This window comes from Ornithinimicrobium avium (assembly GCF_003351765.1).
Lineage (GTDB): Bacteria > Actinomycetota > Actinomycetes > Actinomycetales > Dermatophilaceae > Ornithinicoccus > Ornithinicoccus avius.
The window spans coordinates 2395182-2409750 of the sequence record NZ_CP031229.1 but is presented as its reverse complement, the minus strand read 5'-3'; the positions used below and the strand labels follow the sequence as shown (position 1 = coordinate 2409750).

Genomic DNA, 14569 nt, shown 5'->3' with positions numbered 1-14569 from the left:
CCCGCAGGGCCGGCGCAGGGGGCCCTGAGGTGCAGCCGGTGCTCCTTCTCGCCCCACAGCTCTGCCTGAGGAGTCCCATGGAGTTCGCCCGTCCCGTCCTGATCGTCTCCGCGATCGTGCTGGTCCTCCTGGTCCTGGCCGTCGTCGCCTTCGTCTACGCCAAGGTGCGCTTCAAGATCGCCACGCCCGACGAGGCGCTGATCATCACCGGCCGCAAGAGCGGGACCCCGGTGATCAACCCGGAGACCGGGGAGGAGAGCACCGACCTGTCCGGGCAGCGCGTCGTGATCGGTGGCGGCACCTTCGTCAAGCCCGTCTTCGAGCAGGTCGCCCGCCTCTCCCTCGCCTCGCAGAGCTTCTCGGTGACCGCCGAGGACGCCACGACCAAGAGCGGCGTGGGTGTCACGCTGCGCAGCATCGCGGTGGTCAAGGTCGGCGGCACCGAGCGCATGGTGCGGGCCGCGGCGCAGCGCTTCGCCGGACGCAGCCAGGAGCAGGTGATCGAGCAGCAGACCAGCGAGGTCCTGGTCGGTGTGCTGCGCACCATCGCCGGCACGCTGACGGTGGAGTCGATCCTCTACGAGCGCCAGGACTTCTCCAAGGAGGTCAAGGACATCGCGGTCCCCATGCTGTCCGAGCGGGGGCTGGTCCTGGAGAACTTCGAGATCCAGACCGTCGAGGACACCGGCGACTACATCCGCAACCTCGGCCGGCCGCGAGCCGCGGCCGTGGCGCGCGACGCCGAGATCGCCGAGGCCCAGGCCCGCCGGGAGAGCACCGAGCGCTCCAACGAGGCGGCCGTCCAGATCGCCGAGTCCAACAAGGCCCTGGCGCTGCGCAACGCGCAGATCACCCAGGAGACCGCGACGGCCCAGGCCGACGCCGAGGCCGAGCAGGAGCGTGCCGTGGCCGAGGCGCAGCAGGCGGTGCTCGAGCAGCAGGAGATCGTGGCGCAGCGGCGTGCCGCCCTGCGCGAGCAGGAGCTGCAGACCGAGGTGCGCAAGCCGGCCGAGGCCCGCAAGTACGAGGCCGCGCAGGAGGCAGACGCCCGCAAGTACGCCGCCGAGCAGGAGGCCGAGGCGGCCAAGACCGCGGCGATCCGCAAGGCCGAGGCGGAGGCGCAGCGCACGACCGCTCAGGCGGACGCCGAGGCCTCGGCGGCACGTGCCCGCGCCGAGGCGGACCTGGTGCAGCAGCAGCGCCGTGCCGAGGGTGCGCTCGCGCTCGCCCGGGCCGAGGCCGACGGTGTCCAGGCCCGCGGCGAGGCGGACGCGGCCGCCGAGCGCGCCAGGGGTGAGGCGCGCGGTGCCGCGATCAAGGCCGAGTCCGACGCCTACCAGGCCTTCCCCGAGTCCGCCCGTCTCCAGATGGTCCTCGACGCGCTGCCGAGGATGGCCCAGCCCTACGCCGACGCGCTGGGCAGCATCGACGACATCACCGTCATCGACAAGGGCGGGGCCTCCCGGCTGACCCACCAGGTCGCCGACGGCGTCCAGGAGCTGGCGACGCTGCTCAAGGCCCAGGCCGGCATCGACCTGCTCGAGCTCGTGCGCGGCGACGAGGAAGACCTCCCGGTCGAGACAGACGGGTAGCGGCCTGGGACAGACAACGTCCTGCACGCTATGCAGCGCTGGCGACGCTGCATGTGGTGCAGGACGTTGTCTGTCCTGCCTCGTCGACGGCCGGAGGGTGACGCCGGTCCCGGCGCGGCCTCGGATCGTCTGGCTGTGGCCGAAGTGCTCGTGGTCGTCGTGGTAGCCACCGGTGCCGCCGCCGACCTCGCCGAAGTGCTCGACGAACTCCACGCCCTTGACCCACGTCACGTGCACCGGCACGGTGGAGCAGCGAGCGGCCACGCCCCCTCAGCGCGAAGCGTGGCCGGCGACGGCGGTCAGGCTGTGGTCGCCCACTGGTCGAGCACCCGCTGCAGCTCGGCGACGTGCCGGCGCGGCACGTAGGCCACGCTGATCGTCTGCCCGTGACGGACGTGGGCGGCGCCTTGGCCGGGTCCTGCGACCGCGTCGAAGAGCTCCGGCATCACGACGGGGTCGGCCCGGTCGTGGTCCAGTCGCGGGTGGATCTCGCGGGTCAGGCCGTCGAAGGTGAAGCGCACCACCCAGCGGCTGCGGTCCGGGTGGACCCCTCCGCTGACGTCCTGCAGGAGGTAGCGCGTGCCGGCCGCGGTGGAGAGCTTGCGCAGCAGGTCGGGGTAGGAGTCCGGTCCGACGATGTGCTCCAGGTCGACGGTGGTGACCCGTGGGTGGCTCGTCAGGTCGCCGTCGGCGTCCCGGGCGAGGCAGTGCATGGCCGCCACGTAGGGGTGGCGCTTGAGCAGGAGCGCGGCGTCGCGGTCCTTGGCCACGTCGGCCGCCGTCACGCCGGCCTGCGGCTCCAGGCCCAGCCGGGTCAGGGTCGCGAACTGCTCGGCCACGGACGGTCGGTGGGGTGGAGGGACCGGGGGAGGTGCTTCCGGGCTCCCGTCGCTGCGCCTGGCGAACACGTCTGAGAGGGCCATGTCTCCAGCCTGCCACTTACCCCCGAGCGGCACAACGGATCGTCCGTCGGACCGCCGCGCCGGGGGCCCGGGAGGCGCAGCGGCGCGCCAGGCACCACACTGGACCCTCGTGAGCACCATCGTCTTCCTCCACGCCCACCCCGACGACGAGGCCTCCGGCAGCGGCGGCACCATGCGGCTGGCCGCCGACGCGGGGCACCGCGTGGTCTGCGTCTTCGCCACCGACGGCGACCACGGCACCGTCCCGGCCGACCTGGCCGAGGGCGAGACCGTCGTCCTGCGCCGGCGCGGGGAGGCGGCGGCCGCGGCGCAGGTCCTCGGCATCGCCAGGACGGAGTGGCTGGGCTACGCGGACTCGGGCATGAGCGGGTGGGAGCAGAACGAGGCCGAGCGGTCCTTCCACCGCGCGGACACGCAGGAGGCCGCCCGGCGGCTCGCGACCGTCGTCGACGAGGAGGAGGCCGACGTGCTCGTGGGCTACGACTGGCACGGCGGCTACGGCCACCCCGACCACGTCAAGGTCCACCACGTCGTGCACCGTGCGGCCGGGCTCGCGGCCCGCCGCCCGCGCCTGCTCGAGGGCACGATGAACCGTGACGCGATCCGTCGCCAGTTCCTCGCCGCCAAGGAGGCCGGGCTGGTCACCGAGGACGCCGACTGGAACCCTGACGCGGTCGCCGACGACGGCAACCCGTTCGGCACGCCGGAGGCCGAGCTGCACTGGCACGTCGACGTGCGGCGCGTCCTGGACGTCAAGCGCGAGGCCCTGGCCTGCCACGGGTCCCAGGAGGACGTCGCCTGGATGCTCGCCATGCCGACCGAGCAGTTCGCGGCGGCCTTCGGCGACGAGTGGTTCATCGAGCCCGGGCGGGCACCGGGGCTCGTCGTCGGCGAACCCTTCCCGTGACCGGATCGTGACCGAGGGGGTGCGCCGCCCGCAGGAGCGGGCGGCGCACGCCATACCCCGCAGGGCTCTCAGGTCTCGTTGAGCTGCTGCAGGAAGGCCTGGCCGCGCTCGCTGGTGGGCTCGTCGAGCACCTGGGCGGGCGGCCCCTCCTCGGCGATGCCGCCGTCGGCCAGCAGCACGACCCGGTCGGCGGCCTTGCGCGCGAAGCGCATCTCGTGGGTGACCACCATCATCGTCATGCCCTCGTCGGCCAGCACGCGCATCACCTCGAGGACCTCGCCGACCAGCTCGGGGTCGAGGGCCGAGGTGGGCTCGTCGAAGAGCATCACCGCCGGGTCCATCGCCAGGGCGCGCGCGATCGCGACCCGCTGCTGCTGGCCGCCGGAGAGGTTGCCCGGGTAGGCGTCGGCCTTGTGGTCCAGACCCACCCGCGCGAGCAGCTCGAGGCCACGCTCCCTGGCCTCGGCGGAGGAGCGCCCGAGGACCTCCCGCTGGGCGACCGTGACGTTGTCCATCACGGTCATGTGCGGGAAGAGGTTGAAGGACTGGAAGACCATCCCGATGCGCGCGCGCAGGCGGTTGAGGCCCTTCTCGGTGTAGGACAGCTGCTCGCCGTCGACCTCGATCGTCCCGCCCGAGATCCGCTCCAGGCCGTTGACGCACCTCAGCAGCGTGCTCTTGCCGGCGCCGGAGGGGCCGATGAGGGTGACCACCTCGCCCTCGTGGACGTCGAGGTCGATGCCGTCGAGCACCGTGGTGGTGCCGAACTTCTTGACGATGTCGCGCATCTGCACCATCGGTCGGCCGGTCTGGCCGTCCAGGGGCTGCGCCGCCTGCTGGCTCGTCTGCTCGCTCATGCTGCTGCCGGCCTCCTGTGTGCGCTGAGCCGGTGCTCGAGCCAGCTGACCAGTGCGGTCAGGGCGAGCACGATGACCAGGTAGTAGATCGCGACCACGATGTAGGCCGTGAGCGGCTCGTAGGTGGACGCCGCCATGTTGCGCGAGGTCTGGAACAGCTCGGTCATCCCGATGAACGAGACGAGCGAGGAGTCCTTCACCGCGATGATGTACTGGTTGCCCAGGACCGGCAGCGTGGTCCGCAGCGCCAGCGGCGCCTGCACCCGCTTGAGGGTCTTGGTCCGCGACATGCCGAGCGAGCGCGAGGCCTCCGTCAGCCCCTTCGGGACCGCCTGGAAGCCGGAGCGGAAGATCTCGGCGATGTAGGCGGAGTTGTGGAACGCCAGCGCCAGCGCGCCCGCCCAGAAGGCGGACAGGGTGACGATGGCGACCAGCCCGAAGTAGATGATGAAGATCTGCGTGATCAGCGGCGTGCCACGGACCAGCCCGATGTAGGCGGTGGCCAGCCACCGCAGCGGCCGGAGCCTGCTCATCGCCATCGCAGCGACGACCGCACCCCCGACCATCGCCAGGACCAGGGCCGCGGCCGTCAGCCGCAGCGTCACCCACGACGCCTCGACGAACAACGGGGCGTACTGCGCGAACAGCTCCAGGAAGTGCTGCACCGGAGTGCTTCCTCAGCCCTCGCTGGTCGCGGCGGCCTCGTCGGACCCGCCGGTCGTGGAGATGTCCTTGCCGAAGTACTTGGTGGAGATCTCCGCGTAGGTGCCGTCCTCCTTGATGGCGGCCAGCGCCTCGTTGAGCGCGTCCTGCAGCGCGGCGTTGCCCTCCTTGACCGCGAAGGCCGGCTCCTCGGTGAAGACCGGCTCGCCGCACTCGACGAGGTCCAGACCGGACTCCTGGATCTGGTAGAGACCCACGTTGCGGTCGGTCATCGCGGCGTCGAGGCGACCGGCGGAGGTGTCCTGCAGGGCGGTGATGTCGGAGGAGAAGGTGCGCACCTCGCCCACCCAGTCGCCGCCGTTGTCCTTGAGCCAGTCCTGGTATGTCGTGCCCGTCGCCACCCCGATCGAGGGCTTGTCCATCTCGGTGATGTCGGTGCACTCGGTGCCGGGGGCGACGAAGGCCTGGGCGCCGGAGACGTAGTAGCTGTCCGTGAAGTCGACCTGCTCGTCCCGCTCCGGGGTCGGCGTCATCGAGGCGACGAGCACGTCGTAGCGGTCGGCCTTGATGCCGCCGATGAGGGTGTCGAAGGCACCGGTCTCGGACTTCAGCTCCAGCCCCAGCTGGTCGGCCACCGCGGCGCCGATGTCGTAGTCGAAGCCGGTGAGGGTGTTGCCCTCGAAGTAGCTGAACGGCTGGAACTCCCCGCTCATCGCCACCACGAGCGTCCCGTCGTCGATGAGGTTGAGGTCCGCGCCGGAGCCCTCGGCGGCGGTGCCGCCGTCGGTGCCGGCGTCGGAGCCGTCGTCACCGTCGCCTCCGCAGGCGCTGAGCGTGAGGGCGGCGGCGCTGAGCGCGGCCACCACGGCCAGGCTGCGTCGGTGGGTGCGTCGGGTGGTGGGGATCATGCGGGTCTCCTTCGAGGAAGATGGGCAAGGTCTCTGTGCCAACGTAGCCACCGCGCCGGGCACCCGCTCGCCGACTTGCGAACGACCCGTCCTGTGGGCTACGCGCGCGCGCCTTGACGCCGGCCGAGCGCCCCGGCGCCGGCCGGACCCGGTGTTATCCAATCGTTACGCAGACGGCTCAGTGCACGTGCTTGCGGAACCACTCCAGGCTCGCCGCCCACGGGCCGGACCGGTCGGCCAGGTCGGGCAGCAGCGGCGTCAGCTCGGCGCTGAAGCTCTCGCTCGCCTCGCGGGGCAGGAGCGAGGGCAGGTTGTCGATGGCGATGACCTCGAGGGGGTTCTCATCCGTGCCGAAGCGGCGGACCGGCTCCTCCCAGGTGGTGACCGCGGTGTTGATCGGGACGAGGTTGGCCTCGGAGGTCACGTCGCAGGTGACGTCCCCGACCACGCGCAGCCGGCGCGGCGCGTCGACGTCCTCGGCGGTCACGAACGGCTGCTGACCGGCGGCCCCCCTGCTGACGACGCAGTTGACCACGATGTCGTGGTCGAGCAGGACGTTCCGGTCCACCAGCACGGTGTCCGGCCGGTCCCACCGGGTGACGGCGCAGCCGGCCACCTCGAGCGCCTCGGCCGCCCCCCGGCCGGACCGTCCGCGGTGGCCGATCACCAGCGCGTGCTCCGGGGTGTCCGGCGCGCTGCCCACCAGCTGCGCGTCCAGCTCGGCGCGGGACATCGGCGCCACCCCGCCGGGCAGCAGACCACGGTGACGCAGGACCGAGAGGGCGGCTCCCACATACCCTGCCCAGAAGCCGAAGGCGACGACGCGCTTGCCGTCCACGGTGAGGTACTCGACGTCGAGCAGCTCCCCGCCGCCGCGACGGAAGCGCTCGAGCACCTCCTGGGCGCCCTCCTGCCCCTTGTAGGCGTGCGCGAAGTAGACGTGCGTGCGGGCCAGGTCCGAGGGGTCCTGCGGCAGCTCCTTGATGCCCACGACGACGGTGCCCTCCGGGGCGTCCGTCCAGGAGCCGGTCGGCGCGGTCCGGCAGCCGACCGCGACGTACTCCTCGACCGGGACGATCCGCGTCGGCGACTCCTCGACCGTGACGCGGAAGCCGTCCTTGACCAGCCGTGCGGCGTCCGCGGGGACGATGGGCACGCGCTGCTCGGTGGGGCGGGCCTCGGCGCGGATCCACAGGTGCGGTCGGGTCATGGGGACAAGCGTAGGGCCGCAGGAGGGATGGTCCGGCGTCGCCGACGCTGGCACCCACGTCCTGTGGTGAGGCAGGTACCCGGCCTCTCGACCGTGTCAGTCACGTGGTGCAGGATCTGGGGTATGGGGATGTTCGAGTCGGCCGGCCGCCGCAGACGCGCGGCCGAGATGCAGCGACGGCTCGCCCAGCTCGACGAGTGGGACCGGCGCTACGGGCTGGGTGGTGCGCCGCCCGGCCACCCCTCGGCCCGACCGGACACGACGTGGCGGCACCACTCGCCCGCCGGCGAGGCACCTCTGCGCGCCCTCGACCCCTCGCCGCGCCCGCCGGGCCACCGCCCGGTGCGGCAGCGGCGCCGGACCGGGCGGTGGCTGGTGCTGCTCCTGGTGGTGGCGCTGGGGGTGGGCGCCTACCTCTATCCCGGCTCCGCCGGCGTCGTCCTCGACCGGGCGACGGCGGCCGGTCGCGCGGTGCTCGGCCTGCCCGCCCAGGAGCCGGAGGCCCTCGCCCCGGCGGGGGGCAGGGACTCCCGCCTCGGCGACCTCGGCGACCGGTTGCAGGACGCCGTCGTCCCGGCCCTGCAGGGGACGCCGTGGGGCTGGGAGCCGGCCCGCGGGGACCGCGTGCTGCCGGTCGTCCACCCGGGGACGTCAGGGGAGCACGCCTTCGTCGCGACCCAGCCGGGCACCGACGTGCCCGTCGGCTTCTCCCCGTGCGGGCCGGTCGAGGTCGCGGTCAACCCCGACCGGGCGCCGCGCGGCTACACCCGGCTCGTCCAGGACAGCCTCGCGCGGCTCAGCGCGGCCAGCGGCCTGCAGCTGGTGCTCGTCGGGGAGACCGACGACACCTGGCGCGGCGGCGAGGCCCGGCGGGCCGGCCTGCCCGTGCTCGTCTCATGGGCCGACGCCGACGACGTGCCCGAGCTCGCCGGCCAGCCGGCCGGCATGGGCGGGCCGACCATGATGACCGGCGCGGACGACAGGTCCTGGTCGGCCTCGGGGCAGGTCGTCCTCGACGTCGGCGACCTCTCCTCGCCCCGGCAGCACGCGACCGTGCTGGACCACGAGCTGGCGCACGTGCTCGGCCTCGACCACGTCGACGACCCCCACGAGCTGATGGCCGCGGTCAACCGGGGCCAGACCGGCTTCGGCCCGGGAGACCTCGAAGGTCTCGCGGCGCTCGGCGCCATCTCCTGCCCGTGAGCCCTGTGGCAGCGCCGGCTCCGAGGGGGGCCGGTCCCGCTGGCTCGGCTCCGGAGCTGCGCCCCGGCTCAGCGCGCCGCCAGGGCCATCCGGCGGACCGCCTCGCCCATCAGCTCCACGCTGGTGCCGTAGTTGAGCCGAGCGAAGCCGGCGCCACCGGGTCCGAAGGCGGGCCCGCGCTCGAGGAAGACGGCCGCCGGGTCCTCGCCCAGGCCGAGCTCGCGGCAGTCCAGCCAGGCGAGGTAGGAGGCGGTGCCCGGCCGGAAGCGCACCGCCGGCAGCTGCTCGGCGAGCAGGTCGACGAGCTGTGCCGTCCGCTGCTCGAGGACCGACCGCACGGTCGCCAGCCACTCGCGGCCGTCGGTGTAGGCGGCGACCGCGGCGTACTGGCCCATGATCGAGGCGCCCCAGGCGACCTCCTCGGGGATCTGCGGCCAGCGGCCTTCGACGCCGGTGACGCCGAGCGCGAGCTTGAGCCCGGCGGTGTTCCACGCCTTGGAGGGCGAGTGCAGGGCGAACCCGACCTGGCGCGCGGCGTCGGACACCGACAGCCAGGGCACGAACGCGGGGCCGCCGGGGTGGGTCAGCGGCGCGTGGATCTCGTCGGAGACGACGACCGCCCCGTGGTGGGCCGCCATCTGAGCCAGTGCCTCGAGGTCCTCGCGGGCAGCGACCAGCCCGAGCGGGTTGTGGGGATGGCACAGCAGGACGACGCGGGTGCCCGAGGCGAGCGCGTCCTCCATACCGTCCAGGTCGAGGCGTCCCCCCGAGGCGACGTCGAGCATCGGCACCTCGTGCGGCTCGAGCCGGAGCGAGGCGAGCCACGGGTAGAAGGCCAGGTAGACCGGCGGGGTGAGGACCACCCGGTCGCCGGGCGAGGTCAGCGCCCCGAGCACCGCGGTGGCCGCCTGGCCGACGTCGCCGAACATCCGCAGCTCCCCGCCGCCCTGCGCCGGGTCCCAGCCCCAGGTGTCCCGCGCGAACCCGGCGAACGCGTCGGCCACCGGGGCCGGGTCGCCGGCGTAGCCGAGGTCGGACCGCTCGACAGCCAGCCGCAGCGCGTCGGCGACCGCGGGTGCGGTGCGGACGTCCATCTCGGCCGTCCACGCCGGCAGCACGTCCTCGGGCACCAGGCTCCACTTGGCCGAGCGGTGCCCGCGCATCTGTTCCAGCGTCAGGTCGAAGGGCGCGCCCACATCAGGACGCCCGGCTCTTCGGGGCCCTCTGCGCGGTCTGGGCCGGGTCGCGCACGACGACGTCGCCGAGCACCTCGTCGATCTTGGCCATCAGGTCGGCGTCGAGCTTCACGCCCGCGGCCTGCACGTTGTCCTGCACCTGCTCGGGGCGGGAGGCGCCGACCAGCGCGGCCGCGACGTTCGGGTTCTGCAGCACCCAGGCGACCGCGAGCTGCGGCATCGTCAGGCCGGCCTCCTCGGCGAGCGGGCGCAGGCCCTGCACGGCGGTGAGCACCTCGTCGGTCATCAGGTCCCTCATGCCCTGACCCATCTTCTCGTCGGCGGCGCGACCCTCGGTCGGCGCCTGCCCGGGGAGGTACTTGCCGGAGAGCACGCCCTGGGCCATCGGGCTCCAGACGATCTGCGACATGCCCAGCTCCTCGCAGGCCGGCACGACCTCGGGCTCGATGACGCGCCAGAGCATGGAGTACTGGGGCTGGGAGGAGATGAGCTGGAAGCCGAGCTCCCTGCTCAGCCGGTGGCCCTCGCGCAGCTGGTCGGCGGTCCACTCCGAGACGCCGATGTAGAGCGCCTTGCCGGCGCGGACGATGTCGGCGAAGGCCTGCATCGTCTCCTCCAGCGGCGTCTCGGTGTCGAAGCGGTGCGCCTGGTAGAGGTCGACGTAGTCGGTCTGCAGCCGCCGCAGCGACCCGTCGATCGACTCCATGACGTGCTTGCGCGACAGGCCGGTGTCGTTGTGCCCGCGCGGCCCGGTCGGCCAGTAGACCTTGGTGAAGATCTCCAGGCTCTCCCGGCGCTCGCCCCTGAGGGCCTCCCCGAGCACCTCCTCGGCCCTGGTGTTGGCGTAGGCGTCGGCCGTGTCGAACGAGGAGATGCCAGCCTCGAGCGCGGCGCGCACGCACCGGAGGGCCACCTCGTTCTCGACCTGGCTGCCGTGCGTGAGCCAGTTGCCGTAGGTGATCTCCGAGATCTTCAGACCGCTGTTGCCGAGGTATCGAAACTCCATACCGTGCAGCCTAGGTCTCCTCGGCGGCGGGTCCGACGGGGGCCCGGGGTTACCGTAGGAGCATGACGTCAACCGGCGGTGGAGCGGGCGCGGGCCCCGAGCAGTGGCGCGGGCCCAGCGAGATCGGCGACGAGCAGACGGTCGGACCACCGCCGCCGCTGCCCGACCCCAACGTCCCCGGCCAGGGCCTGCCCGAGATCGTGCCGGACGCGGCGACGCCGCTACCGGCCTACCGCGGCACGCCGGCACCTCCGCCGGCCCGCCGGGAGAAGTCCGACCCGTTCTTCGCGCTGATCGGCGACGTGACCCGCACCGGCCGCTGGCCGGCGGCCCGCCGCACGACCGCGCTGTCGGCGATCGGCGACGTCCGTCTCGACCTGCGCGAGGTGCTCCAGCCCGGCGAGACCCTCGAGATCGAGGCCTGGTCCCTGATCGGCAACCTGGCCGTCGTGGTCCCCCCGGGGACCGAGGTGTCGGTCGAGGGTGGCGCCCTGATGGGCGGCTTCAAGCAGACCAACGACGCCGACCCGGCCACTCCGCGGACCGGGGCGCGGCTGATCCTCAAGGCGTACCTGCTCATCGGCGACATCAAGGTGCGCGAGGCGGGCCCGGACAGCGGCAAGCCGCCGCGCGGATGGCGCTGGAGCGCCCGCTCCTGACCTCCTCAGGGCTTCCCGCGCCCGGCGTCAGGCCCGGGTCGCCCAGCCGGAGCACACGCCCCGAGGGGAGCCGCACGACGAGCGCGGTGACCTCGGTGCGCAACGGCATACCCAGGGGCCGGGCGTGCACCCGCCCGCCGGCGAAGGCGACGCACGCGCCCGGCTCGTCGAACCCGTGCGCGCGGCCGGCCACCGCGTCCGTGACCCGCCAGAAGTAGCCCTCCATCGCCACGCCGGGGTGGGAGCGCACCGGGTCGGGGACGGTGACGCGTCGACAGGAAGACGCGTCGACCCGGGCGTAATCTCAGCCTCGAGATGGATCGTCGACCCCTCGCTGCGGCGCTCGCCGTGCTCCTGCTCACGGGCTGCGGGACGTCCTCGCCCCCGGACGATCAGGCATGGGTCAGGTCCTCGGTGCAGGTGCTCGACGACGTCGCCGGCAGCGTGGCGAGCAGCCGGCTGGCCCTGGACGAGGCGCAGAAGGGCCACCTCCTGGGCCGTTCCGGCCTCGTGCTCGCCCAGGACGCGGAGAGCTCGGCGGCTGGTGCCGCGCGGGGCTACCTGGGCAGCCAGCCCGCACCCGGGCGGGCCGAGGACTTCCGTCGGCTGGCCGAGCTCCTCCGGCAGGCCGAGTCCGTCCTCGTCGACGCGCGGATCGCGTTCGCCACCGGGGCGCAGGCCGACTACGCCGGGCTCCAGGTCCGGCTGCAGAAGGTCGGCCAGGAGCTCGAGCAGGCCGCCGAGCCGCTGCGGAGGGCGGGCGGATGAAGAAGTACCTCGCCGTCGCCCTCGGCATCCTCACCGCGATCGGCGGTTTCGTCGACATCGGCGACCTCGTCACCAACGCGGTCGTCGGCTCACGGTTCGGCCTGTCGCTGGCGTGGGTCGTGGTGATCGGCGTCATCGGCATCTGTGTCTATTCCGAGATGTCCGGCCGGATCGCCGCCGTCAGCGGGCGGGCCACCTTCGACCTGGTGCGCGAGCGGCTCGGCCCGCGGGTCGGCCTGCTCAACCTGGTCGCCTCGATGGCGGTGACCTTCCTGACCCTCGTCGCCGAGATCGGCGGTGTCGCGCTGGCCCTGCAGCTGCTCAGCTCGGTGCACTACCTGCTCGTCGCGCCGTTCATCGCGGTCCTGCTCTGGCTGGTCCTGTGGCGGGCCAAGTTCTCCGCGATGGAGAACGTCGTGGGACTGCTCGGCCTGGCCCTCGTCGTGTTCGCGGTCGCCCTGTGGCAGCTGGGACCCGACTGGGCCGAGCTCGGCAAGGACGCCCTGATGGCCCGCAAGCCCTCGCAGGAGAGCTGGACCACCTACGCCTTCTACGCGGTGGCGCTCTTCGGTGCGGCGATGACCCCCTACGAGGTGTTCTTCTTCTCCTCCGGAGGCGTGGAGGAGAAGTGGACGCCGAAGGACATCGGCGTCATGCGCGCCAACGTCCTCGTCGGCTTCCCCCTCGGCGGGCTGCTGTCCCTGGCGATCGCGGGCAGCGCGGGCGTGGTCCTCATGCCCGAGGGCGTCACGGTCGACTCCCTCGGCCAGGTCGCGCTGCCGGTGGCCGTGGCCCTGGGCAAGATCGGGCTGGCCGTGGTGATCCTCGGCTTCGTCGCGGCGACCTTCGGCGCGGCCTGCGAGACCGGCCTGTCGATCGGCTACAGCGTCGCGCAGTACTTCGGCTTCCAGTGGGGCAAGTACGTCCGGGCCGGTGAGGCCACCACCTTCCACGTCGTCGTCGGGGTGTCGATCATCGCCGCGACGGGGGTGCTCATGACGACGGTCGACCCCGTCATGGTCACCGAGGCCTCGGTGGTCTTCTCCGCCCTCGCGCTGCCCCTGACCTACCTGCCGATCCTCGTCGTCGCCAACGACCGCGACTACCTCGGCGACCACGTCAACGGCCGGCTCGCCAACGTGATGGGCATGATCTACCTGGTGATCATCCTGGTGGTCTCCCTCGCGGCGATCCCGCTGATGATCGTCACCGGGATGGGGAAGTGAGGCAGGAATGAGGAAGGACGACCTGGCCCGGCCGGAGGGGTTCCTGGACGCGGCGCTGCAGCTGCTCGACCGCCAGCTCGTCGACTCCGAGGGCCGGCTGGCCGGCAAGGTCGACGACGTGGAGCTCACGCAGGACGGGGGCGGGCTGCGGGTCACCGGCATCCTCGTCGGCGTCCCCGCCTGGCTCCCGCGGCTGGGGCCCCGGTTCGGCCCGTGGTTGCTGGAGTGGTGGCGCCTCCTGGGCGTGACCAGGGCCCACCGGACCACGCCCGGGCGGATCGGCATCGAGAGGGTCGCCGAGCTCGACCAGGAGGTGCGCCTCGACCGCGAGCGCGACGGCCTCGTGCAGCTGGCGTCGGGCCCGGAGGAGGATGAGGACGACGTGCGCCACCGCCTGGGCGACCTGCTCGCGGTGCGCGTGACCTCGGCCGACGGTGAGCGCCTCGGGCAGGTCCTCGACGTGCGGATGGCGCCGGCCGGGGAGCTCGCCTCGGGACGGGTGCGCGCCGTGGGTCTGATCGTCGGCCGGGTGGGCAGGCCGGGCTCGCTCATGGGCTACGAACGCGACGAGGACCAGGGGCCGGCCGCCCTGGCCGTGCTGGTGCGCCGGATCCACCGGGACACGGCATACGTCCCCATGGAGCAGGTCGCGCAGATCGACTGGGACGAGCGCGAGGTGCGCCTGGGCGACCGGCCGGGCTGACCCGCCTGCGGTCGCACGGCCGCATGTCAAGGGGAATGCCCCTGCGCCCGCGGGCGTTTGCGTGGGTCCACCACCCGCCCAGGAGGCCCCGTGACGCTGCCCGCGCTCGCCGACCAGCACGCCCGTCTGCTCGCCCTCGGCGTCGACCTGCCGGCCCTGCCCGAGGACCTGGCGGGCGACCTGCTCGTGGTGCACCCGCGGCACACCCCGGTGGTCGACCTCGTCGCGCTGCTGCGTCTGCGCGAGCGGCCCGGGTTCGTCGTGGAGGACCTGACCGACCTGGCGCAGTTCGTCCCTGCTCCGGGGGTCGAGGTCCCGGACGCCGACCTGTATGCGGTGCTCGACCCCCAGCGCGGGGACGAGTACGCCGACCAGAGCCCCGACGAGGTCGACCCGCAGGTCCGGGCGCGCGGCCGCGACCTGATGACCGCGGCCGAGGGGGTGGCCTGGGCCCTGCAGGTGCCGGAGGTGCTCGAGCGCAACCACTGCTTCATGACGACCGGTTCGCGCAGACCGGGCTCCCGCCGCGGCCGGCTCGACGCGCGCGTCCCCGCCCTGTGGATCAGCAACGGCACGGGCCGGGACGGCAAGGAGCGCAAGGACGCGCCCAAGCTCGGCTGGTGCTGGGCGGGCAACCGGCACACCTGGCTCGGCATCGCGTCGGTGGCGGGCCGGTCGGCCTGACGCCGAGCGTCCGCGACGGACGGGTATGGCGTGCACGAGCCACTCCCGTGAGTGGGTCAGGCAC

15 protein-coding genes are annotated in these 14569 nt (G+C 73.2%); 8 read left to right on the top strand and 7 right to left on the bottom strand.

What is annotated here, in order from left to right; all coding sequences use genetic code 11:
- Positions 1-77 precede the first annotated feature (77 nt).
- Positions 78-1592: a flotillin family protein gene (locus DV701_RS10990; RefSeq protein WP_114928343.1), complete on the top strand. Its 1515-nt coding sequence runs from the start codon at positions 78-80 to the stop codon at positions 1590-1592.
- A 299-nt stretch (positions 1593-1891) separates the two neighbouring features.
- On the opposite strand, the gene DV701_RS10985 is transcribed toward DV701_RS10990, so the two are convergent.
- Positions 1892-2431 carry a hypothetical protein gene (locus DV701_RS10985; protein WP_114928342.1) on the bottom strand — a complete coding sequence of 180 codons (540 nt, stop codon included), beginning with the start codon at positions 2429-2431 and terminating at the stop codon, positions 1892-1894.
- 193 nt (positions 2432-2624) lie between these two features.
- On the opposite strand from DV701_RS10985, the gene DV701_RS10980 reads away from it, so the two are divergent.
- The gene (locus DV701_RS10980) at positions 2625-3422 is read left to right on the top strand and encodes a PIG-L deacetylase family protein (protein ID WP_114928341.1); all 798 of its coding nucleotides are present in this window, start codon (positions 2625-2627) and stop codon (positions 3420-3422) included.
- A 68-nt stretch (positions 3423-3490) separates the two neighbouring features.
- Here DV701_RS10980 and DV701_RS10975 read toward each other — a convergent pair whose 3' ends face one another.
- The 4 genes from DV701_RS10975 to DV701_RS10960 form a co-directional block, all read right to left on the bottom strand.
- Positions 3491-4279, bottom strand: a complete 789-nt coding sequence (locus tag DV701_RS10975) for an amino acid ABC transporter ATP-binding protein (RefSeq protein WP_114928340.1) — start codon at positions 4277-4279, stop codon at positions 3491-3493.
- Complete coding sequence (locus DV701_RS10970; protein ID WP_114928339.1) at positions 4276-4944, bottom strand: amino acid ABC transporter permease; 669 nt, start codon at positions 4942-4944, stop codon at positions 4276-4278. The genes DV701_RS10975 and DV701_RS10970 overlap by 4 nt, the downstream gene beginning before the upstream one ends.
- 12 nt (positions 4945-4956) lie before the next feature.
- Positions 4957-5850, bottom strand: a complete 894-nt coding sequence (locus DV701_RS10965) for a transporter substrate-binding domain-containing protein (RefSeq protein ID WP_114928338.1) — start codon at positions 5848-5850, stop codon at positions 4957-4959.
- Between the two features lie 178 nt (positions 5851-6028).
- Positions 6029-7060, bottom strand: a complete 1032-nt coding sequence (locus DV701_RS10960) for a saccharopine dehydrogenase (RefSeq protein WP_114928337.1) — start codon at positions 7058-7060, stop codon at positions 6029-6031.
- Between the two features lie 123 nt (positions 7061-7183).
- Between DV701_RS10960 and DV701_RS10955 the strand changes: the two genes are divergently transcribed.
- A complete protein-coding gene (locus tag DV701_RS10955) occupies positions 7184-8263 on the top strand; it encodes a zinc metalloprotease (RefSeq protein ID WP_114928336.1) in 1080 nt (359 codons plus the stop codon).
- Between the two features lie 68 nt (positions 8264-8331).
- Here DV701_RS10955 and DV701_RS10950 read toward each other — a convergent pair whose 3' ends face one another.
- On the bottom strand, positions 8332-9426 hold the full coding sequence (locus tag DV701_RS10950) for a MalY/PatB family protein (protein WP_114931032.1): 1095 nt from the start codon (positions 9424-9426) through the stop codon (positions 8332-8334).
- Between the two features lie 34 nt (positions 9427-9460).
- Positions 9461-10465: an aldo/keto reductase family protein gene (locus DV701_RS10945; protein ID WP_114928335.1), complete on the bottom strand. Its 1005-nt coding sequence runs from the start codon at positions 10463-10465 to the stop codon at positions 9461-9463.
- A 62-nt stretch (positions 10466-10527) separates the two neighbouring features.
- Between DV701_RS10945 and DV701_RS10940 the strand changes: the two genes are divergently transcribed.
- The 5 genes from DV701_RS10940 to DV701_RS10915 all read left to right on the top strand — a co-directional run bounded on the left by DV701_RS10940 (position 10528) and on the right by DV701_RS10915 (position 14505).
- Positions 10528-11124 carry a LiaF domain-containing protein gene (locus tag DV701_RS10940; protein WP_114928334.1) on the top strand — a complete coding sequence of 199 codons (597 nt, stop codon included), beginning with the start codon at positions 10528-10530 and terminating at the stop codon, positions 11122-11124.
- A 315-nt stretch (positions 11125-11439) separates the two neighbouring features.
- Positions 11440-11892, top strand: coding sequence for a hypothetical protein (locus DV701_RS10930; protein ID WP_162802972.1), 453 nt, complete (start codon positions 11440-11442; stop codon positions 11890-11892).
- A complete protein-coding gene (locus tag DV701_RS10925) occupies positions 11889-13118 on the top strand; it encodes an NRAMP family divalent metal transporter (RefSeq protein WP_114928331.1) in 1230 nt (409 codons plus the stop codon). Before DV701_RS10930 ends, DV701_RS10925 begins: the two co-directional genes overlap by 4 nt.
- 7 nt (positions 13119-13125) lie before the next feature.
- Positions 13126-13821 carry a hypothetical protein gene (locus DV701_RS10920; RefSeq protein WP_114928330.1) on the top strand — a complete coding sequence of 232 codons (696 nt, stop codon included), beginning with the start codon at positions 13126-13128 and terminating at the stop codon, positions 13819-13821.
- A gap of 90 nt (positions 13822-13911) precedes the next feature.
- Positions 13912-14505, top strand: coding sequence for a DUF5701 family protein (locus tag DV701_RS10915; protein WP_114928329.1), 594 nt, complete (start codon positions 13912-13914; stop codon positions 14503-14505).
- The last annotated feature ends 64 nt before the right edge of the window (positions 14506-14569 follow it).

What these genes read in the sequence shown, in the direction of transcription:
- DV701_RS10990 (WP_114928343.1), top strand. Translation starts at nt 78, where the DNA reads ATGGAGTTCGCCCGTCCCGTCCTGATCGTCTCCGCGATCGTGCTGGTC.
- DV701_RS10945 (WP_114928335.1), bottom strand. Translation starts at nt 10,465, where the DNA reads ATGGAGTTTCGATACCTCGGCAACAGCGGTCTGAAGATCTCGGAGATC.
- DV701_RS10960 (WP_114928337.1), bottom strand. Translation starts at nt 7,060, where the DNA reads ATGACCCGACCGCACCTGTGGATCCGCGCCGAGGCCCGCCCCACCGAG.
- DV701_RS10925 (WP_114928331.1), top strand. Translation starts at nt 11,889, where the DNA reads ATGAAGAAGTACCTCGCCGTCGCCCTCGGCATCCTCACCGCGATCGGC.
- DV701_RS10955 (WP_114928336.1), top strand. Translation starts at nt 7,184, where the DNA reads ATGGGGATGTTCGAGTCGGCCGGCCGCCGCAGACGCGCGGCCGAGATG.
- DV701_RS10965 (WP_114928338.1), bottom strand. Translation starts at nt 5,850, where the DNA reads ATGATCCCCACCACCCGACGCACCCACCGACGCAGCCTGGCCGTGGTG.
- DV701_RS10950 (WP_114931032.1), bottom strand. Translation starts at nt 9,426, where the DNA reads ATGCGCGGGCACCGCTCGGCCAAGTGGAGCCTGGTGCCCGAGGACGTG.
- DV701_RS10930 (WP_162802972.1), top strand. Translation starts at nt 11,440, where the DNA reads ATGGATCGTCGACCCCTCGCTGCGGCGCTCGCCGTGCTCCTGCTCACG.
- DV701_RS10940 (WP_114928334.1), top strand. Translation starts at nt 10,528, where the DNA reads ATGACGTCAACCGGCGGTGGAGCGGGCGCGGGCCCCGAGCAGTGGCGC.
- DV701_RS10920 (WP_114928330.1), top strand. Translation starts at nt 13,126, where the DNA reads ATGAGGAAGGACGACCTGGCCCGGCCGGAGGGGTTCCTGGACGCGGCG.
- DV701_RS10975 (WP_114928340.1), bottom strand. Translation starts at nt 4,279, where the DNA reads ATGAGCGAGCAGACGAGCCAGCAGGCGGCGCAGCCCCTGGACGGCCAG.